Here is a 25,002-nt window from a genome sequence, read left to right as displayed (position 1 = left end):
GATGACAATACAAACTTGGTTGTTACAGGGTCAGGAAGCCGTCGTAGAGACCGTAGGCTGCCACCAGGGCGCCAACGACCACCATGGCGAAAATCAGCTTCTCGACGTTGGTGAAAACCGGTTTGCCCAACTCGTGCTTGGCCTTGGCGAACAGGATCACGCCAGGGGCATAGAGCAGGGCGGACAGCAGCAGGTACTTCAACCCACCGGCATAGATCAGCCAGACCGCATAGATCAGGGCGATACCGCCGATGATCAGGTCCTTCTTGCGTTCGGCCAGGGCGTTCTCGTAAGTCTCGCCGCGCACCGCCAGCAGCAGGGCGTAGGCCGCCGACCACAGGTAAGGCACCAGGATCATCGAGGTGGCGAGGTAGATCAGCGACAGGTAAGTACTGGCCGAGAACAGGGTGATGATCAGGAACACCTGCACCATCGCGTTGGTCAGCCACAAGGCATTGACCGGCACGTGGTTGGCGTTTTCCTTTCTCAAAAACGCCGGCATGGTGTGGTCTTTGGCGGCGGCGAACATGATCTCCGCACACAACAGGACCCACGACAGCAGTGCGCCGAGCAGGGAGATCACCAGGCCGACGCTGATCAGCACCGCACCCCAGTGACCGACCACATGCTCAAGCACGGCGGCCATCGATGGGTTCTGCAGTTTGGCCAGTTCCGGTTGGGTCATGATGCCCAGCGACAGTACGTTCACCAGCACCAGGAACAGCAGCACGGTGATGAAGCCGATCACGGTGGCTTTACCGACGTCAGAACGCTTTTCGGCACGGGCGGAGAAGATGCTCGCGCCTTCGATACCGATGAACACCCAGACGGTGACCAGCATCATGTTGCGCACCTGGTCCATCACGCTGCCCAGGTCAGGGTTTTTCAGGCCCCAGATGTCGGCGGTGAAGATATCCAGCTTGAACGCGAACACTGCGATCATGACAAACAGCAACAGCGGTACGACCTTGGCGACGGTGGTCACCAGGTTGATGAACGCCGCTTCCTTGATCCCCCGCAAGACGAGGAAATGCACGGCCCACAACAGCACCGAGGCACCGATCACAGCGGCTACGGTATTGCCCTCCCCAAAAATCGGGAAGAAGTAGCCCAGGGTGCTGAACAGCAGCACGAAGTAACCGACGTTCCCCAGCCAGGCACTGATCCAGTAGCCCCAGGCGGAGGAAAAACCCATATAGTCGCCGAAACCGGCCTTGGCGTAGGCGTAGACACCGCCGTCCAGGTCAGGCTTGCGGTTGGCCAGCGTCTGGAACACAAACGCCAGGGTCAACATACCGACAGCGGTAATGGCCCAACCAATCAGGACGGCACCGACATCGGCACTTGCCGCCATGTTTTGTGGCAACGAGAAGATCCCGCCACCAATCATTGAGCCGACCACCAGCGCGACTAAGGCACCAAGTCGTAGTTTTCCGGGAGATTCAGACATTGCGTGACTCCAATGCAGGAGAAGTGAGACCACAGAGTAGAACTGCTTGCATTTCCATCAGCTGACGTAGATCAGTTCATTGCGACATTCCATTGTTAATGAGTGACTTATGGATGCTCGCGAAACGGGCTGAGAAGCCTCTCCCAGAGGCCTCGGATGGATTGGAACGGGAATTGTTGCTATTGCCGCAGGGTATGAAGCTAGTTCGTTTTCCAGAATCTGCAAATTTTTGGCGTCTGTTTTCAGTACAGCATGGATTTATCTGGAATAAGCCATAAAACTGGCGAAAATACCCAGGCGGTATAGATGAGATAGTTCTAAAAGCGGTCTATTTTTATCCTTATCTGATAAACGATATGCCGCGTTGGATATTTAATCGGGTGAACCCTTGTTATGGTTCGCCAACATGACAAACAGTCGATTTGAGAGGTAACGATGTCGCAACCGGCGCAAAAGCTACGACTCAGTGCGTTGATCGCCCTGGTGGTTGGCTCGATGATTGGCGGGGGGATCTTCTCCTTGCCACAAAACATGGCGGCTCGCGCTGACGCCGGGGCAATCCTGATCGGTTGGGCCATCACGGCCGTGGGCATGTTGACCCTGGCGTTTGTCTTCCAGACCCTGGCCAACCGCAAGCCCGAACTGGACTCCGGGGTTTATGCCTACGCCAAGGCCGGTTTTGGCGACTACATGGGTTTCTCCTCTGCCTGGGGCTACTGGATCAGCGCCTGGCTGGGGAACGTCGGCTACTTCGTGCTGCTGTTCAGCACCCTGGGATATTTCTTTCCGGTTTTCGGCCAGGGCAACACGCCGATTGCCATCGGCTGCGCTTCGCTGTTGCTGTGGGCCGTGCATTTTCTGGTGATGCGCGGGATCAAGGAGGCGGCGTTCATCAACCAGGTGACCACCGTCGCCAAGATCGTGCCGCTGGTGATGTTCGTCGTGATTGCCGCGGTGGCGTTCAAGGCGGATGTCTTCACCCGTGACATCTGGGGGCACAGCAACCCGGACTTCGGCAGCGTGATGGATCAGGTGCGCAACATGATGCTGGTCACGGTGTTCGTGTTCATCGGCATCGAGGGCGCGAGCGTCTATTCGGCCCGTGCCGAAAAGCGTTCGGATGTGGGCCGGGCCACGGTCATCGGATTTGTCGGGGTGCTGGCATTGCTGGTGCTGGTCAACGTGTTGTCGCTGGGCATCATGACCCAGCCGGAACTGGCCAACCTGCAGAACCCGTCGTTGGCGGCGGTGCTGGAGCACATTGTCGGGCCATGGGGGGCGTTGCTGATCAGTCTCGGCCTGGCGGTTTCCCTGTTGGGCGCGTTGCTATCGTGGGCGTTGCTGTGCGCCGAGATCCTGTTCGCCACGGCCCGGGACAAGACCATGCCGGCGTTTTTGAGAAAGGAAAACGCCAACCACGTGCCGGTCAACGCGTTGTGGCTGACCAACGTGATGATCCAGATCTTCCTGCTGATCACCCTGTTTTCCGAAGGCACCTACACCAGCCTGATCTATCTGGCGTCGTCGATGATCCTGGTGCCCTACCTGTGGTCGGCGGCTTATGCGGTGTTGTTGAGCGGGCGTGGCGAAACCTATGAGCACGCGTCCGCCGAGCGCACCAAGGACCTGATCATCGGTGCCATCGCGCTCAGTTACGCGGTCTGGTTGTTGTACGCCGGCGGGGTCAAGTACCTGCTGTTATCGGCGCTGCTGTATGCGCCGGGGGTGATTCTGTTCGCCAAGGCCAAGCGGGAGCAGGGCCAGCCACTGTTCACCCACCTCGAGAAAGGCATCTTTGCCTGTGTCATCGCGGGCGCCGGGGTGGCCTCCTATGGACTGTACAGTGGTGTGCTGTCGTTGTGAGGCTGCGGCTCGACTATCAGGGGGCCTATGACTGGCCGGCGATGCTGGGGTTTCTATCGGCCCGGGCGATTGCCGGATTGGAGACGGTGGTCGATGGCGTGTATTCGCGCAGCATCAGTCTGAGCGGTATGCATGGCACGGTTTCGATCACCCAGGCGCCCGGTGATGCCCTGGAGGCCGTGCTGCGGTTTCCTGACCCGTTGGCGGTGCCGGGAATTGTGCGGCGGCTGCGGCGGATGTTCGACCTGGACGCCGACTTGCCCGTGATTCATCGGCACCTGTCGACGGACCCACTGATGGCGCGATTGATTGCCAGGCATCCCGGTCTGCGCGTTCCCGGAGCCTGGGATGGCCTGGAACTGGCGATTCGCGCGGTGCTGGGGCAGCAGATCAGCGTCGGCGCGGCGATCAGGCTGGCGGGCAAGCTGGTTACGCAGTATGGCGAGCGCCTGCCGCCGTCGTTCGCGCCGCTGACCCACGTCTTTCCGTCGAGCCGGGTGCTGGCCGAGGCGGACCTGGCGACCCTCGGCATGCCCCGCAGCCGTGGGCGAACCTTGTCGGGGGTGGCGCAGGCACTGCTTGAGGATGCCCGGCTGTTCGAGCCGAAGGGGGATTTACCTGCCTCCACCACACCATTGCTGGCGCTGTGGGGCGTCGGTGACTGGACGGCGCAGTACATCGCCTTGCGGCAGATGCGTGAGGTCGATGCCTTTCCGTCAGGGGATGCGGGCTTGATCAACGCACTGACGGCGCTGGAAGGCGGGCCGGTGACGCCGGGCGGGTTGTTGGCCCGCGCCGAGGCCTGGCGACCGCACCGGGCGTATGCGGCTCAGGTGTTGTGGACGTCGTTGAGTCGAGCCGACTGAGTGTCAGGTGGTCAGCGCGAGCACGTCCGTGGCGTGAGCCTCACCACTGTGCCCGATGCGCGCGCAGCTCCCCGGCCGGGACTGCCCACTGCAACGGCGTTGCGCTGATCTTCAGCGGTACCTGCAAGCGATGCGCCGGGCCCCAGGCCGTTTGCTCGATCAGCGAGCCTCGGTCGCGGCTCTCTTCAGCCCGTAATGGCGCCCCGGTCCCGGGGCCTTGTTCAATCAGCAGTTTCGCGGTTCGCGCCAATGACAAGCGTGCCGTACTCCCTTGCCCGGTTTTCAGGCGCTGGGTCAGAGCCATGATCGCACTGGCGGCCATCAAGTAGCCGGTGGCGTGGTCGAGCGCCTGAACGGGCAGTGGGGTGGGCGTGCCAGCGTGCTTCCAGTGCATGCCGGCCTCAGCGATGCCACAGCTCATCTGCACCAGACTGTCGAAGCCCCGGCGATGCTGCCACGGGCCGCTCCAGCCGTAGGCATTGAGGCTGATGTCGATCAAGCCCGGGGCGAGTGTCTGCCGTTCGCTGGCGCCATAGCCGAGGCGCTCCAGGGCGTCGGCACGGTAGCCATGCAGCAGGAGATCGGCCTCCTTGAGCAGGCTTTCAAATACCTGGCGGTCGCTGCTGTCGTGCAAGTCCAGGCGTGCGCAGCGTTTGCCGAGGGTGACTTCCGGAGTCATACCGGGTTCGTTCCAGTGCGGTGGATCGATGCGCAGCACATCGGCACCCAGGCCCGCGAGGAATCGGCTGGCAACGGGGCCGGCCAGCACGCGGGTCAGGTCCAGTACCTTGACGCCCGCCAAGGGTTGCGCGACCGAACCTTGCCAGGCCGGCGAACGTGCGCCGTCATCGGTCGAGAGATCAATCAGTGGTTCTGCGTTGACCGCCATTCCTTGGGGGTGCGCCTGCCAGGCTTGCCATGAACGCATTTGCGCGGCGCAACCACCGGCTTCGATCACCGCACGCTCCAGATCGTCTTTCGCCCATTGCGCGACCTTGGCGGCCATCGTCTTGCGGTCGGCACAGGCACCGAGGACCGATTCGGCGGCGGCACGATGGTGCGGGGCGTTGGTGTGCAGGCGGATCCAGCCATCGTGGGTCGCATAATCGCCTGCGATCGGGTCCCACAGCGGTGGCACGCTCCAGCCCAGTGGGCGCAGCGAGGTGGAAAACCAGAACGAAGCGAGGCGGCGATCGACTTCAAGGGCCGGCAGGCGCTCGGTCTGTTGTCGCAGCAGTTCGCTGACGGCCTGGCCGGCCACCGCGATGCTGGCGCAGGCCAGGTCGGTGACGGCAAACGCCGAGGGCAGGGCACCGTCGCCGGTGAACGTGATGGCCGTCGCAGGCAAACCGAGCGCGGCTTGAATAGACGTCAGGAAATCGGTCATCGAAGGCCCTCCGCAAGAGAGGGCTGAGCATAGAGCAATTGTGGCAAGTAAGCTTGCTCGCCACGGGGGAGGTGTCGATGCGTCACAGGGGGGAGGTGTTCGATATTTCGTGTCGAGGGAGCTTGCTCCCGCTGGGGCGCGGAGCGGCCCTGACGGGGTGATTGCGGTCTCTCAGAAAAACTTCGTCGACCTTTTTGGGGTTGCTGCGCAACCCAGCGCGAGCAAGCTCGCTCGCCACGGGAGGTGTCGATGCGTCATAGGGGGCGGTGCTCGATGTTTCGTGGAGAGGGAGCTTGCTCCCGCTGGGGCGCGGAGCGGCCCGGACGGGGTGATTGCGGTCTTTCAGCAAAACTTCGGCGACCTTTTTGGGGTTGCTGCGCAACCCAGCGCGAGCAAGCTTGCTCGCCACGGGAGGTGTCGATGCATCACTGGGGGAGGTGTTCGATATTTCGTGGCGAGGGAGCTTGCTCCCGCTGGGGCGCGGAGCGGCCCTGACGGGGTGATTGCGGTCTTTCAGAAAGACTTCGGCGACCTTTTTGGGGTTGCTGCGCAACCCAGCGCGAGCAAGCTCGCTCGCCACGGGAGGTGTCGATGCGTCATAGGGGGCGGTGCTCGATATTTCGTGGCGAGGGAGCTTGCTCCCGCTGGGGCGCGGAGCGGCCCTGACAGGGGGATTGCGGTTTTTCAGAAAGACTTCGGCGACCTTTTTGGGGTTGCTGCGCAACCCAGCGCGAGCAAGCTCGCTCGCCACGGGAGGTGTCGATGCGTCATAGGGGGCGGTGCTCGATATTTCGTGGCGAGGGAGCTTGCTCCCGCTGGGGCGCGGAGCGGCCCTGACAGGGTGATTGCGGTCTCTCAGAAAAACTTCGTCGACCTTTTTTGGATTGCTGCGCAACCCAGCGCGAGCAAGCTCGCTCGCCACGGGAGGTGTCGATGCGTCATAGGGGGCGGTGCTCGATGTTTCGTGGCGAGGGAGCTTGCTCCCGCTGGGGCGCGGAGCGGCCCTGACGGGGTGATTGCGGTCTTTCAGAAAGACTTCGGCGACTTTTTTGGGGTTGCGGCGCAACCCAGCGCGAGCAAGCTCGCTCGCCACGGGAGGTGTCGATGCGTCATAGGGGGCGGTGCTCGATGTTTCGTGGCGAGGGAGCTTGCTCCCGCTGGGGCGCGGAGCGGCCCTGACAGGGGGATTGCGGTTTTTCAGAAAGACTTCGGCGACCTTTTTGGGGTTGCTGCGCAACCCAGCGCGAGCAAGCTTGCTCGCCACGGGAGGTGTCGATGCGTCATAGGGGGTGGTGCTCGATGTTTCGTGGCGAGGGAGCTTGCTCCCGCTGGGGCGCGGAGCGGCCCTGACAGGGTGATTGCGGTCTCTCAGAAAAACTTCGGCGACCTTTTTGGGGTTGCTGCGCAACCCAGCGCGAGCAAGCTCGCTCGCCACTGGGATGCACTCGCCCTTTTACACCCGGAACTGATCCATCAGTTTCATCTGCTGGGTGGCCAGTGAGTTCAACTGGCTGCTGATCTGCGCCGACTCGGTGGCTTGTTCGGTCAGGGTTTCGGTGACGGTGCGAATCGCCGAGACGTTGCGGTTGACCTCTTCGGCCACGGCGCTCTGCTGTTCGGCGGCGCTGGCGATCTGCAGGTTCATGTCGCTGATCACCGTGACCGCTTCGCTGATCTTGCCCAATGCCTGCACCGCTTGCTGGATCTGCCCGGCGTTGCTGTGGGCCTGGGTCTGGCTCGAGTGCATGGTGGCGACCACGCCGCGCGTGCCGCTCTGAATCCGTTCGATCACCAGGCGGATTTCCTCGACCGAATCCTGGGTGCGCTTGGCCAGGTTGCGCACTTCATCGGCCACTACCGCAAAACCACGACCGCTTTCCCCGGCGCGGGCCGCCTCGATGGCGGCGTTGAGGGCCAGCAGGTTGGTCTGTTCGGCGATGCTGCGGATCACCTCCAGTACCGAACCGATCTGCTCGCTGTTCACCGCCAGCGCTTCGACTTCGGTCACGGCCTTGCTGACTTCCTCGGCCAGCTGGTTGATGTCGCGGGTGCTGCGCTCGATGATCGACATCCCGTCACGGGCCGATTGGTCGGCCCCCTTGGCGGCGTTGGCTGCATTCGAAGCGCTGTTGGCCACGTCATGGGCGGTGGCGCTCATTTCATTGGACGCCGTGGCGACCTGGTCGATTTCGCGGAACTGCACCTGCATGCCTTCGCTGGTCTGGCGCGCGATTGCCGAAGACTGGTCGGCGGTGCCTCGGGCATCGGCGATGCTTTGCTTGATCTGCGCGATGGTAGGTTGCAGTTTGTCGAGGAAGCGGTTGAACCAGCTCACCAGTTCGCCCAGTTCGTCTTGCTTGCTGTAGTTCAGGCGTTGGGTCAGGTCGCCGTCGCCGCTGGCAATGGCCTTGAGCATGGCGGCTACGCTATTGATCGGCCGGGTCACGCCGGAGGCGGTCAGCCAGATAAGCAACAGGCCGAGCACCCCGGCACCGATGGCCACGGCCAGGGTTTTGAAGGTGCCGCTGTTTTGGGCGTCATCGAGCACGGCTTGCAGTTTGACCGAGTCGGCCAGCAGCACCTGCCGTGGCAGGTCGATCACCACGCCCCAGGCCTTGGTGTCGGCAATCGGGCTGACCGGGAACACCGCGCGAATCAGGTCGCCCTGCCTGAGGATGTCCGGGCTACCGGCCGCGAGCTGTTGCAGCACTTCCTTGCCGTCGCTGCCGAGGGTATCGCCGATGCTTTTGCCGACGTGTTTGGTGTCGGTGCTGTAGGCGGCCAGCACCCCGCTGCCGGACACGATCAGCATGTGCCCGGCACCGTTGAACAGCGCGTGCTGGGCGTTGACGGCAGCTGCTTGCAAGGCGTCGAGGGCGATGTCGATACCGATCACGCCAATGGCTTTGCCATCGACCAGCAGCGGTATGGAAATGGTGGTCATCAACATTTCCTTGCCGTTGACGATGTCGGCGTATGGGTCCAGCAGGCACGTGCGTTTGCTGTCGCGTGGGCAGGTGTACCAACTGTTGTAGGGCGTGCCACTGAGGTTCAGGGTGGTTTTGGTCATGTCTTCCTCGACCATGACGGTGTTGCTCCCCTGACCTGCGGCGCGGCTCCAGTAGCTGGCAAAGCGTCCGGCCTCGTTGGACATCCGGGCGGCGTCGTTGGCGAACTCGCTGTCCTTGCCGTCCAGGGCGTTGGGTTCATAGGCCAGCCAGATGCCCAGTACCCCGGTGTTGCGTTCGAAGGCGGTTTTCAGGCTCTGGTTCAACGCCTCACGCAAGGCCCCGGCGTCGAGCGAGCGGTGAGCGGCCATGGCGCGCAGGTCCGCCACCTGATCGGCAAGGGCGGTCACCACCAGCAGGCTTTCACCGAAGGTCTTCTGTACCCGCACCGCTTGTTCCGCGGCCCGGGCCTGCAGTAGGTTCTCGACACTGGCGGTCAGCATCTGTGTGCTGGAGGTGCTGACAAGCGCATCGTTCTGATTGGTCTGGTAGATGTTCATACCGACAATCAGCCCGACCACACCCAGCAGGCACAGTCCGGACAACAGCACGATTTTAAGGCGGATGGAAAGAGAGTCGAACATGGGGCGATCTCGCGAATGGATGACTGGTTGGCATCGGGTCGGTGTCGACCTCTTCGCCAAATCCATTCAGCGCCATGTTTGTCACATCGGCTTACTGTTAGCGGGCATGAATCGAAGCCGATGAACGGTCATGTGTTTGTCATGAATGACGGGTGTTTTGGCAGGATCAATGGATTATCGACTCGCGTTCAGCCCATTTTCGTTGAGAAAAATTAACGCGTGATCTCAGGCTGCCGGTGCCAGGGACTCCGGCCGGGACCAGATCCACAGATTGCCCAGGCTCATGCCGGCGATGGCCAGGTAGACCGGCCAGCCAGGGTCGAGCATCACCAGCATCAGCCCGGCGCACAGCAGCATGCTGACGGTGGCGCTGACCTTGGCCCGGCGGGCGATGATTCTGCCGTTACGCCAGTTGCTCAGGATCGGTCCGAACAACCGATGGTTCTCCAGCCAGGCACTCAGGCGCGGTGAACTCTTGGTCGCCGCCCAGGCGGCCAGCAGGATGAATTCAGTGGTGGGCAGGCCGGGAATGACGATGGCCAGCAGACCGATGCCCAGGCTGACGTAGGCCAGCAGGCCGAAGAGGAGGCGGGCGAGTTTGGAGGTGGCGAGGTGAGACATGGGACTCATGGTGACGAGTGTGGCGTTCGGTCGGCAAGGGCCGGTTTGGTCGTGCGCAGGGCACCTGTCTCAGTGGGAGCGGGCAAGCCCCAATGCCGGTCAGTTAGGCGAACGCCGACCTTTGTAGGAGCGAGCATGCTCGCGATGAACTCAAGAGCAACGCGTTCAATCAGAAAGCACGCGTTATCGTTAACGTCCATCGCGAGCACGCTCGCTCCTACCGGCATTGGGGCTAGCCCGCTCCTTCATGAGTCAGGCCAATTCAGGTGCGGTGGCGTACGCCTGTTCCAGCAGCACGGTGAAACGGTTGAATGCGTCAATCGCGCCTTTCTCTACCGCGGCTTCTTCTTCTGCACTGAACGCCAGGCCGTCGAGGGTTTTGACGAAGCTCTTCCAGCCTTCGGCGCGACCACCGGCCGGCTCGCCCAGGTGACGGGCACCGAAGGTTTCGCTCAGGCCCAGGCCAACCGCACGCTTGATCAGGAATGCCGCACCGAGTTTCGAACCTTCGGAAACGAAGACCCAGCCCAGGGCCTCGGCCTTGCCCGGGTTTTTCACGGCGCCGGCCACTGGCGCTGGAACCTCGGTTTCCAGGTCGGCCAGGTCAGCCTTGGCTGCCTCGGCGCGGCAGCGTTGTGGCAGGTCGGGCACGATGGCGGTCAGTTGCGCATCGTTGTACAGCGACACCAGTTCCGACTGGAACAGGTACTGGGCCACGACGAAACGAGCAAAGTTGGCCTGGGTTTCAAAGGGCGCATGGGCTTTGACCAGGGCATCGAGTTTGGCGTGCGGCTCGTGGGTGATCTGGTTCAGGCGTTGTGAGCGCAGGCTCGCGCGTTGGGTGGTGTCGACAGCGGTCATGTAGAAGTCCTTGAGAATGAGGTGCGCTTGGTAACTAGACGAACCAGGGAACGCGGCACAGTAAAAAATCCTCACCGCGCCTTTATAGAAAGCGCAGTGAGTGTCCCTTCACGGTGTGGCGATCAGATATCCCAGATCAGGTTGATCGCGAAGTTGCGGCCTGGCTCGGTCAGCCGGTCCAGGTTGGCCGGGCTGAGCACGGCGGCCTCACCCACGCTGTCGTAGCCGCGTACGTTGTCCCACTGCCAGTACTTCTTGTCGGCCAGGTTGTACACACCCGCACTGACCGTCACGTCGTCGGTGACCTTGTAGAAACCGGCCAGGTCGAGCACGCCGTACCCGGGGGTCTTGAACTGGCTGTTGACGCCGTCCGGCGACTTGAAGCTGCTGTCGTCGACCAGGTTTTTCTTCTGCACCAGGGTCCAGTTGAGCAAGGCGCCGTAGCTGTCCTGCTCATAGCCCAGGCCGAACACACCGGTCATCGGGTTGATCGAGTTCAGTGGCTCGCCGGTGTCGTTGTTGCGCCCGTGGGCATAGGCAATCGAGCCTTGGGTGTAGAGGCCCTGGGGTGCGCCGAAGACGTCCAGGTTCAGGCGGCCCTTGAGTTCCACGCCCTTGATGGTCGCGTGCTTGATGTTGTTGCTCTGGAAAGTCAGCTCGTTGTAGCCGGGGGAGACGGCGTCTTCGTTGATGAAGTCGCGGTACTTGTTATAGAACACCGCCACATCGAAGTTGCCCGACTCGAAGTTGCCGCGCAGGCCGGTCTCGTAGCTCTGGCTTTTTTCCGGTTCCAGGTCCGGGTTCGGTGCGATGTTGTAGCCGATGGTGCTGTTCTCGAAGCGACCGTACAGCGCCTTGGCCGTTGGGGTGCGGAAGCCTTCGGCGTACTGGCCGTACCAGGTGTAGCTGTCGGTCAGGGCGTAGGTCAGGCCGAACTTGGGCGAGACGCGGTTCCAGGTCTTGTTCTCGTCGCTGACGGTGCCACGTCCGTCGGGGGACACAGTGTTGAGGAACTCCTGGGTGACGTGCGGCTTGAGTTCGGTGTAGTCGTAGCGCAGGCCCGGCAGGAAGGTCCAGTTGTTCCAGCTGATCTGGTCCTGGGCGAACAGGCTGTAGGTGTTGATGGTCGGGTCCGGGAAGTCGCTGGACTTTTTCAGGACATCGGCGGGGCTGATGGCACCGATTGCGCTGCAACCACGTCCTACCGCCAGGCAGTAGCCGCTACCGCTGCGCGAGCCGGTGACTTTCTCCTGCTTGAGGGTGGTGCCGTAGGTCAGCACGTGGCCGGTTTCGCCAATGGCAAACGCCTTGTCCAGTTGCGCATCGAACACCCACTGTTTTTCTTCGTACAGGGTTTCGCGGGTCCGCATCACGTTGCGGCTGAACGGGAAGTAGTTTTCCAGGGTGCTCTGGTCGGTCTTGGCGATCTGATAGTTCAGCGTCCATTTGACGTTGTCGGCCAGCAGGGAATCGAGGGCGAAGGTGTTTTCCAGGCCATAGCGTTCGCGGGTAATGGTGTCGTTACCGGTGCGCGAGCGGTACATGCCCAGTGGCTGGCCGTTGTTGAACGGGCCGCCGATGGCGCTTTGCTGATCGGTGTCGCGGTCGTCCTTGTACTTCTCGTACGTCAGGCCCAGGCGTGCGTCGTCGGCGTAGTTCCAGCCGGCCTTGGCCAGCACGTTGGTGGTGCGCACGTCTTCCGGGTTGGCGGCGGTACGGTCCAGGCCGGTGCCGTTGTAGTGGTCGTAGGACTCGGTTTCATGACCGTCGCGCTGGCTGAAGTGCAGCAAGCCGTCGAACTGCTCGGCGCGACCTGCGACCGTGGCGGATTTCAACCAGCTGTCATCGGCGGAGCTGTAGCCGGTTTTCAGGCGGGCACCGGCGTCCTGGCCAGGCTTGATGATGTCGTCCGGGTCGAGGGTGAAGTAGCTCACCGCACCGCCGATGGCGTTGCTGCCGTACAGCACCGAGGCCGGGCCACGCAGGATTTCCACGCGCTTGACGATTTCCGGGTCCACGTAGTTGCGCTGGGTCTTGGCATAGGGCCCGTTGAAGAAACCGTTGGGAATCTCGACACCGTCGACCTGGGTCAGGATCCGGTCGCCGTCGATACCCCGGATGTTGTAGCCGCTGATGCCGCCCCGGGTGCCGGTGCCGCCGACCGAAACACCCGGTTCGTAGCGCACCAGGTCCTTGATGGTGTTGACGTTGTTGCGGTCCAGTTCTTCGCGGGTGTGCACGGTGACAGTGCCCGGCACGCTGTCGACACTCTGTTCCTGGCGCGTGGCGCTGATGGTCATCTGTTGCAGGGCAACGGTGCCACCGAGGTTGCGCTTCTCCAGCACGATGTTGTTATTGCCCAGCTTGCGATAGCTCAGGTTGGTCCCCGCCAACAGACGATCCAGGGCTTTTTCCGGTGTCAGTGCGCCCTGAACCCCCGGCGAGGCAACACCTTCGGCCAGCTCAGCCGACAAGCCGACCTGCCAGCCCGTGACGACGGTGAAGGCGTTGAGGGCCGACACCAGTGGCTGCTGGGCAATGGCGAAGGTGTAGTCGCCCATGTTGCGGCTTGGCTGTTGGGTCGCAGTGGCGGCCATGACAGGCGCCGCTTGCGCCCCGGCCAGCAGGATAGCCGCGGTCAGCAAGGACAGCGTGCAGTGCTGCACGCGAGTGGAAGGTGACGAGGATCGGTGGGTGAGGCGAGGGGACATCGAGAGCGCTCCGTGTCGCACGAATCGTATAGGTGCAGATCGGCATCAATGATGCGAATCAATTGCATTGGCTAAGACGAGACGTACTGGGCATCGCTATCGAGTAAAAATAATTCTCATTCAGTGCGTGGCGGGTTAATTCAGGATCACCAGCGCCGGAAACTCCCGGACGTTGGCCGAGGTGATGTGGGCCAGCGAGCGGACCACATCCAGCGGTTGGTCCAGCCGGTAATTGCCGGTCACCGCGACGTTGGCCAGTTGTTCGTTGGTGTTGATGATCCAGCCCGGGTAGTAGCGACGCAGTTCGGCCAGCACCTGGTTCAACGGGCAGTTTTCAAACACCAGTCGCCCCTGGACCCAGGCCAGGTCGGTCGCCGGGTCGAGCCTGGCCGGCTGGTCGAAGCCATTGGGGCCGATCCGGATGCTTTCGCCCGCGCTCAGGCGGACACGGGCGTCGCTGTGGGTACTGCGCAAGTCGACATCGCCGCGTTGCACGCGGACCTGGGCGATACCGTCCAGGTAACGCACGGCAAACGTCGTGTCGCGCACGCTGGCGGTGACCGGCCCGGCGTCGATTTCCAGCGGCAGGCCGGGATTGGCGGGGACCTCGAAGTAGGCTTCGCCCTGATACAGGCGGGCAATGCGTTGCTGATCGTTGATGGTGCTGGAGAACGCCGAGTTGGTGTTGAGCAGCACTTTTGAGCCGTCTTCGAGCTGCAAGCGCTGGCGCTCGCCGATCACGGTCAGGTGATCGGCCTGCAGGCGCATGGGCAGGTTGCTGAAGCTGAACAAGCCGAGGATCAGCACCGCCGCCGTGGCCAGCGGTTTCCAGTGAGGGCGCAGGCGTCCGAGCACACTGACTTTGTGCTTGGCGGTATCGAGGGTCTGGGCGCACTGCGCGACCTGCGGTCCTTCCCAGATGGCCTGGGCCCTGGCGAACGCCTCGGCGTTGCACGGGGCGGCGGTGAGCCATGCCTGGAACTCGCGGGTTTGCGCTTCGCTCGGACTGTCCAGCACGATCAGCCAGTCCAGCGCCTGATCCATCGCGCGGGTACTGGCAGCGTCCCGCGCCGAGGCTGGCGGGTGGGAGGGCGGGGTGTCCGTCACGGGTGTTCCTCGACCGTGTCTGCGCACGGCTGGTTTTTAATTGGGGTGATGCAAACGTCGGCCAAGGGTAACAAAGCCTGCGTCCTGACGCAGTCGTGCAACACCATTGTCCGACAGAATCAATGGCGGTTATGGCGATCGGCAACGCCGACACAGATTGCCATGATCAGCTTCAGGTCTTTCTGCACGGTGCTCAGAGAGACGCCAAGCTTCTCGGCAATCTCCAGATAGCTGTGGCCGTGCAAGCGGCTGAGGATGAAAATCTGCTGCTGGCGCAGGGTCAATTGGTTGAGGCTGACGTTCAGGCGCTCGAGCATCTGTTCGGCGTGGGCAGCGTCCTCGGCACTGCTCAGCGGCGCCGCGACGTTTTGCACGACCTCCAGCGGAACGTCTTCAACCATGGTTCGCGACTGGATGCGCCGTGCGCGCAAATGATCCAGTGCCAGGTTGCGGGCGGTTTGAAACACGAACGGTTCCAGGTGATCGATGGCCCGCTCACTCAGTGCCCGGGTCACGCGCAGGTAGGTTTCCTGCAAGAGGTCCTCGGCGGTGCTGTGGTTGTTGACCATCCGCTCCAGGGTGCGCAGCAGCGAGACGCGCTGAGCGAGGAAGACATGATTGAAGCGTGACTGACTCACAGTAGGACCTGATCCATTTCAAGCGAATGATAATGCTTATCATCTATATGAAAGGTCAAGCTCTACTTTGAGGAATTATCTGCGCCCCTGCAGGTACGCCGGGTAATCGGGAATCCGGTACTCGTGCGGCTGATCCATCAAGGGGCTGCTGAGCAGGTAGTCGGCGCTGCATTCATTGCAGGCCACCGGAATGTTCCACACCGCCGCCACGCGCAACAGCGCCTTGATGTCCGGATCGTGAGGTTGTGGCTCGAACGGGTCCCAGAAGAACACCAGCATGTCCACCCGCTGCTCGGCGATTCGCGCACCGAGCTGTTGATCGCCGCCAAGCGGGCCGCTGATCATGCTTTCAACCGGCAGGTCCAGGCGTTTGCTCAACAACAGGCCGGTAGTGCCGGTGGCGACCAGTTCATGTTGCGCGAGCTTGTGCTTCTGGCGTTCGGCCCAGTCGAGCAAGAACACCTTGCAGTGGTCATGGGCGACCAGGGCGATGCGTTTACGCGCCGCCATGGTGGTGTGGGTAAAACTGATACCAATCATTGGCGGCTCCACGGCAACGGGGGTCATTCGGCGTTGCACAGCGCCAGGCAGTTATCGAGCATGCGGTTGGAGAAGCCCCATTCGTTGTCGTACCAGGCCAGGACCTTGAGCAGCCGGCCACTGCACTTGGTGTGGCTGGCGTCGAAAATCGATGACAGCGGGTTGTGGTTGAAATCGCTGGAGACCAGCGGCAGGGTGTTGTAGCCGAGGACTTTGGAGTGCTGGCTGGCTTCCCTGAGCAGTTCGTTGACCTCATGGGCGGTGACGTCGTGCTTGAGCTGCACGGTCAGGTCCACCAGTGACACGTTGATCACCGGTACGCGCACGGCCATGCCGGTCAGCTTGCCTGCCAGCTCCGGCAGCACCAGGCCCACGGCTTCAGCGGCACCGGTCTTGCTCGGGATCATGTTCTGGGTGGCGGAGCGGGCGCGGTACGGGTCGCTGTGATAGACGTCCGTCAGGTTCTGGTCGTTGGTGTAGGCGTGGATGGTGGTCATCAGGCCGCTCTCGATGCCCAGCTCGCGGTGCAGCACCTGGGCCACCGGTGCCAGGCAGTTGGTGGTGCACGATGCATTGGAGATGATCTGGTGCGACTGGCGCAGAATGTCGTGGTTGACCCCGTACACTACCGTGGCATCGGCGCCCTTGGCCGGTGCCGAGATAATCACTTTGCGCGCACCGGCGGTAAGGTGCGCGGCCGCTTTGGCACGGTCGGTGAACAGGCCGGTGCATTCGAATACCACGTCGACTCTCTCCGCGGCCCAGGGCAAATCGGCGGGGTTGCGAATGGCGCTGACGGCGATCCGGTCGCCATTGACGGTCAGGCTTTCAAGGTCATGCTGCACATCGGCATCGAAGGTGCCGTGTACGGTGTCGTACTTGAGCAAGTGGGCGTTCATTGCACTGTCGCCCAGATCGTTGATGGCAACGATCTGCAAATCCTGGCGATAACCTTGGGAATACAGGGCGCGCAGGACATTGCGGCCGATACGGCCAAAACCATTGATTGCGATTCGAAGAGTCATTTTTAACTGCGCCGCCGTCGTTTTGTTATTGGAATTACAAGATTATTCGCAAAAAAATAGAAAACAAGCCTTTTTAGTGGCAATATTTTGTCTTATCTACAACGAGTGACCTGAATCAACTGGTCCGAGTGGTCAAGAAAACCGTTTGTCATCCCAATCACAACGGCCTTTGATCAGCATAGACAATCAGGTCGCCACATCCGTTAGCCTGGAGTTCTACACATGCATCCCCGCGTCCTTGAGGTCACCGAACGGCTTATCGCCCGCAGCCGCGCCACGCGTGAGGCATACCTTGCACTGATTCGCGGTGCGGCGAGCGACGGTCCCGTGCGCGGCAAGCTGCAGTGCGCCAACTTCGCCCATGGCGTGGCCGGCTGCGGCAGTGAAGACAAGAACAGCCTGCGGATGATGAACGCCGCCAACATTGCGATTGTTTCGTCCTATAACGACATGCTCTCGGCGCATCAGCCTTACGAAGTCTTTCCTGAGCTGATCAAGAAAGCCCTGCGCGAGATCGGCTCGGTCGGCCAGTTCGCCGGCGGCACACCGGCCATGTGCGATGGCGTGACCCAGGGCGAGCCGGGCATGGAGTTGAGCCTGCCGAGCCGCGAAGTGATCGCGCTGTCCACCGCCGTGGCGCTGTCCCACAACATGTTCGATGGCGCGCTGATGCTCGGCATCTGCGACAAGATCGTGCCCGGCCTGATGATGGGCGCGTTGCGCTTCGGTCATCTGCCGACGATCTTCGTCCCGGGTGGGCCGATGGTTTCGGGGATCTCCAACAAGCAGAAAGCCGACGTTCGCCAGCGCTACGCCGAAGGCAAGGCCAGCCGCGAAGAGCTGCTGGAATCGGAAATGAAGTCCTACCACAGCCCGGGCACGTGCACCTTCTACGGCACCGCCAACACCAACCAGCTGTTGATGGAGGTGATGGGCCTGCACTTGCCGGGTTCCTCTTTCGTCAACCCGAACACCCCGTTGCGCGATGCCCTGACCCGTGAGGCGGCGCACCAGGTGACTCGCCTGACCAAGCAGAACGGCAACTTCATGCCGATCGGCGAAATCGTCGACGAGCGTGCGCTGGTCAACTCCATCGTGGCCTTGCACGCCACCGGCGGCTCGACCAACCACACGCTGCACATGCCGGCCATCGCCATGGCCGCGGGCATTCAACTGACCTGGCAGGACATGGCCGACCTCTCCGAGGTGGTGCCGACCCTGAGCCACGTTTACCCGAACGGCAAAGCCGACATCAACCACTTCCAGGCCGCCGGCGGCATGTCGTTCCTGATCCGCGAGCTGCTGGAAGCCGGGCTGCTGCACGAAAACGTCAACACCGTGCTGGGTCACGGCCTGAGCCGCTACACCCAGGAGCCGTTCCTCGACAACGGTGAGCTGGTGTGGCGCGAAGGCGTGACCGAAAGCCTCGATGAAACCATCCTGCGCCCGGTTGCTCGTGCGTTCTCCGCCGAAGGTGGCCTGCGCGTGATGGAGGGCAACCTCGGTCGCGGTGTGATGAAGGTCTCGGCAGTGGCGCTGGAAAACCAGATTGTCGAAGCACCGGCCATGGTGTTCCAGGATCAACAGGACCTGGCCGACGCGTTCAAGGCCGGTTTGCTGGAGAAAGATTTCGTCGCGGTGATGCGCTTCCAGGGCCCGCGTTCCAACGGGATGCCGGAGCTGCACAAGATGACGCCATTCCTCGGTGTGCTGCAGGATCGGGGCTTCAAGGTCGCGTTGGTGACGGACGGACGCATGTCCGGTGCCTCGGGGAAAATCCCGGCGGCCATTCACGTCAGCCCCGAGGCCTATGTGGGCGGCGCTTTGGCGCGGGTGCAAGAGGGCGATATCATCCGCGTCGACGGCGTCAAAGGCACCCTGGAGCTGAAGGTGGACGCCGACGAATTCGCCGCGCGCGAGCCGGCCAAGTGCCTGTTGGCGGACAACGTCGGCAGCGGTCGCGAACTGTTTGGTTTCATGCGCATGGCCTTCAGCTCGGCAGAGCAGGGCGCCAGCGCCTTTACCTCTGCTCTGGAGAGCCTTAAGTGAAGCTAGCGCTGGTCGGTGACATCGGAGGGACCAACGCACGGTTTGCGTTGTGGAAGAACCGGCAACTGGAATCGATCCAGGTGCTGGCCACCGCCGACTATGAGTGCCCGGAAGACGCCATTGGCGTTTACCTGGCCGGCCTGGGCCTGGCACCGGGCGCGATTGGCTCGGTGTGCCTGTCGGTGGCCGGTCCGGTCAGTGGTGACGCGTTTCGGTTTACCAACAACCATTGGCGACTGAGTCGCCGGGGATTTTGCCAGACCTTGCAGGTCGACCGGCTGTTGCTGGTCAATGACTTCTCGGCCATGGCCCTGGGCATGACGCGCCTGCAGCCGGGCGAGTTCCGAGTGGTCTGCGAAGGCACTCCCGAGCCGTTGCGCCCGGCGGTGGTAATCGGCCCCGGCACCGGCCTTGGGGTCGGCACCTTGCTTGATCAGGGTGACGGTCGCTGGAGCGCATTGCCAGGGGAGGGCGGGCATGTCGACCTGCCACTGGGCAGCCCGCGTGAAGTCCAGCTGTGGCAGCACCTCTTCAACGAGATCGGCCATGTCAGTGCAGAGACGGCCCTCAGCGGTGGCGGCTTGCCGCGTGTCTATCGGGCGATTTGCGCGGTGGATGGGCATGCGCCGGTACTCGACACCCCCGAGGCGATCACCGCGGCCGCTCTGGCGGGCGACCCGATTGCCCTGCAAGTGCTGGAGCAATTCTGCTGCTGGCTGGGGCGCGTGGCCGGCAACAACGTGCTGACCGCCGGTGCGCGCGGCGGGGTGTACATCGTCGGTGGAGTGATTCCGCGGTTCGCCGAGGTCTTCCTCGAAAGCGGTTTCGCCCGCTGCTTCGCCGACAAAGGCTGTATGAGCGATTATTTCAATGGCATTCCGGTGTGGCTGGTGACGGCACCGTATTCCGGTTTGACCGGTGCGGGTGTGGCGCTGGAACAGGCTTGAAACCTGTGGCGAGGGAGCATGCTCGCGCTGGAGTGCGAAGCGCTCCTGAACCCAGCGAACGCGGATTATCCAAGAACCGCGATTTCAGGTTTACGACTGCTTCGCAGCCGAGCGCGAGCAAGCTCGCTCGCCACAAAGGCTCGTTCGCGATGCATTGTTGATCAGGCATAATCCGCCCCTCCATCACAACAAGGACGCCTTCGAAGTGAGCTCAGTCAACAAGTCGATTTTGTTGGTCGATGACGATCAAGAGATACGTGAGTTGCTGGACACCTACCTCAGCCGAGCCGGGTTTCAGGTGCGTACCACCCCCGATGGCGCGGGTTTTCGCCAGGCGCTGAACGAGGCTCCGAGCGATCTGGTGATCCTTGATGTGATGCTGCCGGACGAAGACGGCTTCAGCCTGTGTCGCTGGGTGCGTCAACACCCGCGCCAGCCCCATGTGCCGATCATCATGCTCACTGCCAGTTCCGACGAAGCCGACCGGGTCATAGGCCTGGAACTGGGGGCCGATGACTACCTGGGCAAACCCTTCAGCCCCCGTGAACTGCAGGCGCGGATCAAGGCCCTGTTGCGCCGGGCGCAGTTTGGCCAGGACCGCCCTGGCGGTGAGGTGCTGGCCTTCGATGAGTGGCGCCTGGACATGGTCAGTCACCGCCTGTTTCACACTGACGGCGAAGAGGTGATCCTCTCCGGTGCCGATTTCGCCCTGCTCAAGCTCTTCCTCGATCATCCGCAGGCAATCCTTGATCGCGACACCATCGGCAATGCCACCCGGGGTCGTGACCTGATGCCCCTGGACCGCATTGTCGACATGGCGGTCAGCCGCTTGCGCCAGCGTCTGCGCGATACCGAGAAACCGCCACGCCTGATTCGCACCGTGCGCGGCAGCGGTTATCAATTGGCCGCCAGTGTGGTCGCCAGCAATGGTCACTGAAGCCTTCACCCGGCTGATCCGCAAGGTGCCGGTGCCGCGCTCGCTGCTTGGGCGCATGTTGCTGCTGACCTTGCTGGCGGTGTTGTTTGCCCAGGCGCTGTCGAGCGTGATCTGGGTGTCGCAATTGCGCGCCACGCAGCTGGAAGGCCTGGTGACGGCCGCCCGCAGCCTGGCCCATTCGATGACCGCCAGTGTCAGCTACTTTCGTTCGTTGCCGGTGGCCTATCGGCCGTTGGTCCTCGATCAGCTGCGCAGCATGGGCGGTACCCGGTTCGTGGTGACCCTCAACGACAAGCCGCTGGACATGCAATTGCTGCCGGCGACCCCGCGCAAGCAAGCGGTGCTGGCGGCGGTGGATGAGGTGCTGCGCAAGTCGTTGGGGGTCGATACCGATCTCTCGGTGCAATTTGTCAGCCCGGACGACCTGCGGATTTTCAACGGCGGCTTGAAGCTCGATGAGCTGCCGCGTTCCTGGGCCCATTACGCGCTGACCCTGGAGCCGGTCAACCCGCCGGTGCTGGTCACCCAGATCAAGCTGGCCGAGGGGGAATGGCTGTACATCGCCTCCCTGTTGCCAGAGCCCTATACCAGCCTTGAAGAGCAGGGCCTGCCTTCGCAGCAGGTCTGGTTCATTGTGCTCACCAGCGGCTTCCTGTTGCTGTTCATCGGCCTGTTGGTGCACTGGCAAAGCCGACCGCTCAAGCGCCTGGCACGGGCGGCGCGGGACATGTCGCTGGGGGCCGAGGTGGAACCGGTGGCCGAGGGCGGCGGTAGTGAAGTGGTCGAGGTGGGGCGCGCGTTCAATGCGATGCGCGAGCGCATCAGCCGCTACCTGACCGAACGCAGCCAGTTGTTCAGTGCGATTTCCCATGACTTGCGCACGCCCATCACCCGTCTGCGCCTGCGCGTCGAATTGCTGGAGGACGAACAGCTGCAAGCCAAGTTCGGGCGAGACCTGGATGAGCTGGAGCTGTTGGTCAAAGGCGCGCTGCAATGCGTCAAGGACACCGACATCCACGAGAACATCGAACCGGTGGATCTCAACCATGTGCTCGATTGCCTGGTGGAACCTTACCTGGCGCCCAACGGCAACGGCCGCGTGACCCAGCAGGGGCGGGCGCTGGCACCCTATCCCGGCAAGCCGTTGGCGCTCAAGCGCTGCATTGGCAACCTGATCGACAACGCCCTCAAGTACGGGCAGAACGCTCACCTGCACATCGATGACGACGACAGTGCGTTTATCCTGCACGTCGATGACGAAGGGCCGGGCGTGCCTGAGCAGCGCCTGGAGCAGGTGTTCGAACCGCACTTTCGCCTGGCCGGGCAACAGCAGGGGTATGGCCTGGGACTGGGCATCGCCCGCAACATCGCCCATAGCCATGGCGGTGAAGTCAGCTTGCAGAACCTGCGCGAGGGCGGCTTGCGGGTGACCTTGCAGCTGCCGCGCTCTCTTGACTGACTGGCACCGATCCTGTGGCGAGGGAGCTTGCTCCCGTCGGCCGGTCCGCGTTCGGACGCAGCCGTCGTAAAGTCTGCACCTCAGTACGTCAGCTCAACTCCGGTGGCAGGTTTTGGGAGCGCTTTGCGCTCCAGCGGGAGCAAGCGCCCTCGCCACAAAAGCTCTGAGCATTTGTCACACGTCAGTGACACACCCAGCCCCCTTCGTTACCTGCACCTTCCTCCACGTTGTTTAGACTCACCGCAGTCATAACAACAAAAAAAGGCACCCCATGAACACCTTCCAACCTGCATTCAGCAGTTGGCTGAACGCACCTGCCCATCAACAATGGCTGGCCGATGAAGGCTTGCGCCTGCTCGCGTTCGCCAAGGCCTCGAAGCTGCCCGAAGGCTTTGGCAACCTGGACGCTCACGGCCAGATGCCGGCCGATGCCCAGGCCCACACCCTGACTACCGCCCGCATGACCCATTGCTTTGCCATGGCCCATATCCAGGGGCTGCCGGGGTTTGCCGAGTGGGTGGATCATGGGCTCGATGCCCTCATGGGACCCTTGCGTGACGCCAGGTTCGGTGGCTGGTTCGCCGCGCCCGAGTACCCTGATGGCCACACGGACAAGGCGGCGTACCTGCACGCATTCGTCGCGCTGGCGGCCAGCTCTGCGGTGGTCGCTCAGCGACCGGGCGCCGAGGCTTTACTCATGGAGGCGGTCAATGTCATCGACCAGCATTTCTGGAGCGAGGAGGAGGGCGCCCTGCGCGAATCCTTCAACCGCGACTGGAGCGTCGAGGAGGCCTATCGCGGTGCCAACAGCAACATGCACGCGACCGAAGCCTTTCTCGCCCTGGCCGATGTCACCCAGGACAGCCGCTGGCTACGCCGCGCGTTGCGGATTGTCGAGCGGGTGATCCACGGTCACGCGGCGGCCAACGACTATCGGGTCGTCGAGCATTTTGACCGACAGTGGCAGCCGTTGCGCGAGTACAACCAGGCCTGTCCGGCCGATGGTTTCCGCCCCTACGGCACCACGCCAGGCCATGGCTTTGAATGGTCGCGGTTGCTGTTGCACCTTGAGGCGGCGCTGGTTGTGGCGGGCATGCCGGCCCCTGGCTGGCTGTTGGTCGACGCGCAAAGACTGTTTGCCAGCAACTGTCTTCACGCCTGGCACGTCGATGGAGCGCCAGGCCTGGTCTACACCCTCGACTGGGGCAACCAGCCGGTGGTGCGCCAGCGGTTGCATTGGGTTCACTGCGAGGCCAGCGCGGCGGCCAGCACCTTGCTCAAGCGCACGGGCGAGGCGCAGTACGAAACCTGGTACCGGTGTTTCTGGGAATACAGCGAACGCTACCTGATCGACCGAACCCATGGCAGCTGGCACCACGAACTCGACGCCTCGAATCGCCCGAGCGCCGAGATCTGGGGAGGCAAGCCGGACCTGTATCACGCCTGGCAAGCAGTGTTGATTCCACGCCTGCCGCTGGCGCCGAGCATGGCCAGTGCATTGGCCCGGGTGTCTGTCCCGGCGTCTATGTAACCATGCTGTGACATTTTGCCGTCGCTTCGTTACCTGCCGGGCGCGCGACGCTGTTTAAACTCGTTTGCAGCGCAAGCACCAGACTTGCATGCATAACAACAAGAAAGGTACTTCAGATGAATGGGATTTCCCGCCTCGCCACGGTCATTACTCTCGCCTCGTTGTTTCCTCTGAACGCCCATGCCGCCGATTCCAAAGGTGCCGTGGAAGTCGTGCACTGGTGGACGTCCGGTGGTGAAAAAGCCGCCGTCGATGTCCTCAAGGCGCAAGTCGAAAAAGACGGCTTTACCTGGAAGGACGGTGCAGTCGCCGGTGGCGGTGGCGCTACCGCCATGACCGTCCTCAAGAGCCGCGCGGTCGCGGGCAATCCACCGGGCGTTGCCCAGATCAAAGGCCCGGACATCCAGGAGTGGGGCAGCACCGGCCTGCTCAGCACCGATACCCTGAAGGACGTTTCCAAAGCGGAAAACTGGGACGGCCTGCTCTCGAAGAAAGTCTCCGACACCGTCAAGTATGAAGGCGACTATGTGGCCGTCCCGGTGAACATTCACCGTGTCAACTGGCTGTGGATCAACCCGCAAGTCTTCAAGCAAGCCGGTATCGACAAGGCCCCGACCACCCTCGAGGAATTCTACGCCGCTGGCGACAAGCTCAAGGCTGCCGGCTTCATCGCCCTGGCCCACGGCGGTCAGCCATGGCAGGACAGCACCGTGTTTGAAGACGTGGTGCTGTCGGTCATGGGTACGGACGGCTACAAGAAAGCCCTGGTGGACCTGGACCAGAAAACCCTCTCCGGCCCCGAGATGGTCAAGTCTTTCGCCGAACTCAAGAAGCTCACCGGTTACATGGACCCTAACCGTGCGGGCCGTGACTGGAACATCGCCGCCGCCGAAGTGATCAATGGCAAGGCCGGCATGCAGATGATGGGGGACTGGGCCAAGAGCGAATGGACCGCCGCCAACAAGGTCGCCGGCAAGGACTATCTGTGCGTACCGTTCCCGGGGACTGAAAAAGCCTTCGCCTACAACATCGACTCCCTGGCGGTGTTCAAGCTCAACGCCGATCGCAAGGGTGACATCGCGGCTCAGCAGGACCTGGCCCGGGTTGCGCTGGGCAAGGACTTCCAGAAGGTCTTCAGCGTCAACAAGGGCTCGATCCCGGTTCGCACCGACATGCTCGGCGACATGAGTGCCCTGGGCTTCGACGCCTGTGCCCAGGCCTCGGCCAAGGACTTCCTGGCGAGCGACAAGTCCGGCGGCCTGCAGCCGAGCATGGCCCACAACATGGCCACGTCCCTGGCCGTGCAAGGTGCGATCTTCGACGTCGTGACCAACTTCATGAACGACAAGGATGCTGCCCCGGCCAAGGCCAGCGCCCAACTGGCATCGGCCGTCAAAGCCGCCCAGTAATCCCGAACA

At 62.5% G+C, this 25,002-nt stretch carries 17 protein-coding genes and 2 pseudogenes; 8 read left to right on the top strand and 11 right to left on the bottom strand.

Going from position 1 to position 25,002, the window contains the following annotated elements:
- Positions 1 to 22: 22 nt before the first annotated feature.
- Positions 23 to 1,450: an arginine-ornithine antiporter gene (gene arcD / locus CKW25_RS07385; protein ID WP_095078530.1), complete on the bottom strand. Its 1,428-nt coding sequence runs from the start codon at positions 1,448 to 1,450 to the stop codon at positions 23 to 25.
- A 435-nt stretch (positions 1,451 to 1,885) separates the two neighbouring features.
- Here arcD (CKW25_RS07385) and arcD (CKW25_RS07380) point away from each other — a divergent pair, with 435 nt between their 5' ends.
- Both arcD (CKW25_RS07380) and CKW25_RS07375 read left to right on the top strand, forming a co-directional pair.
- Positions 1,886 to 3,313, top strand: a complete 1,428-nt coding sequence (arcD, locus tag CKW25_RS07380) for an arginine-ornithine antiporter (protein ID WP_095078529.1) — start codon at positions 1,886 to 1,888, stop codon at positions 3,311 to 3,313.
- Positions 3,310 to 4,179: a DNA-3-methyladenine glycosylase gene (locus CKW25_RS07375; protein WP_095078528.1), complete on the top strand. Its 870-nt coding sequence runs from the start codon at positions 3,310 to 3,312 to the stop codon at positions 4,177 to 4,179. The genes arcD (CKW25_RS07380) and CKW25_RS07375 overlap by 4 nt, the downstream gene beginning before the upstream one ends.
- Before the next feature lie 40 nt (positions 4,180 to 4,219).
- Here CKW25_RS07375 and CKW25_RS07370 read toward each other — a convergent pair whose 3' ends face one another.
- From CKW25_RS07370 to gap, 10 genes and pseudogenes are all read right to left on the bottom strand, one after another.
- Positions 4,220 to 5,566 (bottom strand): CoA transferase, encoded by a 1,347-nt coding sequence (locus CKW25_RS07370; RefSeq protein WP_095078527.1) that lies wholly within the window; start codon positions 5,564 to 5,566, stop codon positions 4,220 to 4,222.
- A 1,453-nt stretch (positions 5,567 to 7,019) separates the two neighbouring features.
- Positions 7,020 to 7,550, bottom strand: a pseudogene (locus tag CKW25_RS27355) (methyl-accepting chemotaxis protein); the annotation flags it as partial.
- A 375-nt stretch (positions 7,551 to 7,925) separates the two neighbouring features.
- Positions 7,926 to 8,885 (bottom strand): annotated as a pseudogene (locus tag CKW25_RS27350) (chemotaxis protein); the annotation flags it as partial.
- Between the two features lie 498 nt (positions 8,886 to 9,383).
- Complete coding sequence (locus CKW25_RS07355) at positions 9,384 to 9,779, bottom strand: YbaN family protein (protein WP_095078524.1); 396 nt, start codon at positions 9,777 to 9,779, stop codon at positions 9,384 to 9,386.
- Positions 9,780 to 10,031: 252 nt separating this feature from the next.
- Complete coding sequence (locus CKW25_RS07345) at positions 10,032 to 10,640, bottom strand: biliverdin-producing heme oxygenase (RefSeq protein ID WP_095078522.1); 609 nt, start codon at positions 10,638 to 10,640, stop codon at positions 10,032 to 10,034.
- A 122-nt stretch (positions 10,641 to 10,762) separates the two neighbouring features.
- Complete coding sequence (locus tag CKW25_RS07340) at positions 10,763 to 13,351, bottom strand: TonB-dependent receptor (RefSeq protein ID WP_095078521.1); 2,589 nt, start codon at positions 13,349 to 13,351, stop codon at positions 10,763 to 10,765.
- A 135-nt stretch (positions 13,352 to 13,486) separates the two neighbouring features.
- On the bottom strand, positions 13,487 to 14,458 hold the full coding sequence (locus CKW25_RS07335; protein WP_095078520.1) for a FecR domain-containing protein: 972 nt from the start codon (positions 14,456 to 14,458) through the stop codon (positions 13,487 to 13,489).
- Positions 14,459 to 14,577: 119 nt separating this feature from the next.
- Complete coding sequence (locus CKW25_RS07330) at positions 14,578 to 15,096, bottom strand: RNA polymerase sigma factor (RefSeq protein ID WP_095078519.1); 519 nt, start codon at positions 15,094 to 15,096, stop codon at positions 14,578 to 14,580.
- Between the two features lie 75 nt (positions 15,097 to 15,171).
- Positions 15,172 to 15,636 (bottom strand): methylglyoxal synthase, encoded by a 465-nt coding sequence (locus tag CKW25_RS07325; protein WP_095078518.1) that lies wholly within the window; start codon positions 15,634 to 15,636, stop codon positions 15,172 to 15,174.
- A 23-nt stretch (positions 15,637 to 15,659) separates the two neighbouring features.
- Positions 15,660 to 16,661: a type I glyceraldehyde-3-phosphate dehydrogenase gene (gene gap, locus CKW25_RS07320; RefSeq protein WP_095078517.1), complete on the bottom strand. Its 1,002-nt coding sequence runs from the start codon at positions 16,659 to 16,661 to the stop codon at positions 15,660 to 15,662.
- A 222-nt stretch (positions 16,662 to 16,883) separates the two neighbouring features.
- Here gap and edd point away from each other — a divergent pair, with 222 nt between their 5' ends.
- From edd to CKW25_RS07290, 6 genes are all read left to right on the top strand, one after another.
- Positions 16,884 to 18,710: a phosphogluconate dehydratase gene (gene edd, locus CKW25_RS07315; protein ID WP_095078516.1), complete on the top strand. Its 1,827-nt coding sequence runs from the start codon at positions 16,884 to 16,886 to the stop codon at positions 18,708 to 18,710.
- Entirely contained in the window at positions 18,707 to 19,657 is a 951-nt protein-coding gene (locus tag CKW25_RS07310) for a glucokinase (RefSeq protein ID WP_095078515.1), read from the top strand. The genes edd and CKW25_RS07310 overlap by 4 nt, the downstream gene beginning before the upstream one ends.
- Before the next feature lie 205 nt (positions 19,658 to 19,862).
- Positions 19,863 to 20,594, top strand: coding sequence for a response regulator (locus tag CKW25_RS07305; protein ID WP_095078514.1), 732 nt, complete (start codon positions 19,863 to 19,865; stop codon positions 20,592 to 20,594).
- A 31-nt stretch (positions 20,595 to 20,625) separates the two neighbouring features.
- On the top strand, positions 20,626 to 22,053 hold the full coding sequence (locus CKW25_RS07300; RefSeq protein WP_172736449.1) for an ATP-binding protein: 1,428 nt from the start codon (positions 20,626 to 20,628) through the stop codon (positions 22,051 to 22,053).
- A 271-nt stretch (positions 22,054 to 22,324) separates the two neighbouring features.
- On the top strand, positions 22,325 to 23,584 hold the full coding sequence (locus CKW25_RS07295) for an AGE family epimerase/isomerase (RefSeq protein ID WP_095078512.1): 1,260 nt from the start codon (positions 22,325 to 22,327) through the stop codon (positions 23,582 to 23,584).
- Between the two features lie 116 nt (positions 23,585 to 23,700).
- Complete coding sequence (locus CKW25_RS07290; RefSeq protein WP_095078511.1) at positions 23,701 to 24,993, top strand: ABC transporter substrate-binding protein; 1,293 nt, start codon at positions 23,701 to 23,703, stop codon at positions 24,991 to 24,993.
- Positions 24,994 to 25,002 lie beyond the last annotated feature (9 nt).

The organism is Pseudomonas sp. Irchel s3h17 (assembly GCF_900187505.1).
GTDB lineage: Bacteria > Pseudomonadota > Gammaproteobacteria > Pseudomonadales > Pseudomonadaceae > Aquipseudomonas.
This window is presented reverse-complemented; position numbering and strand designations above follow the sequence as displayed.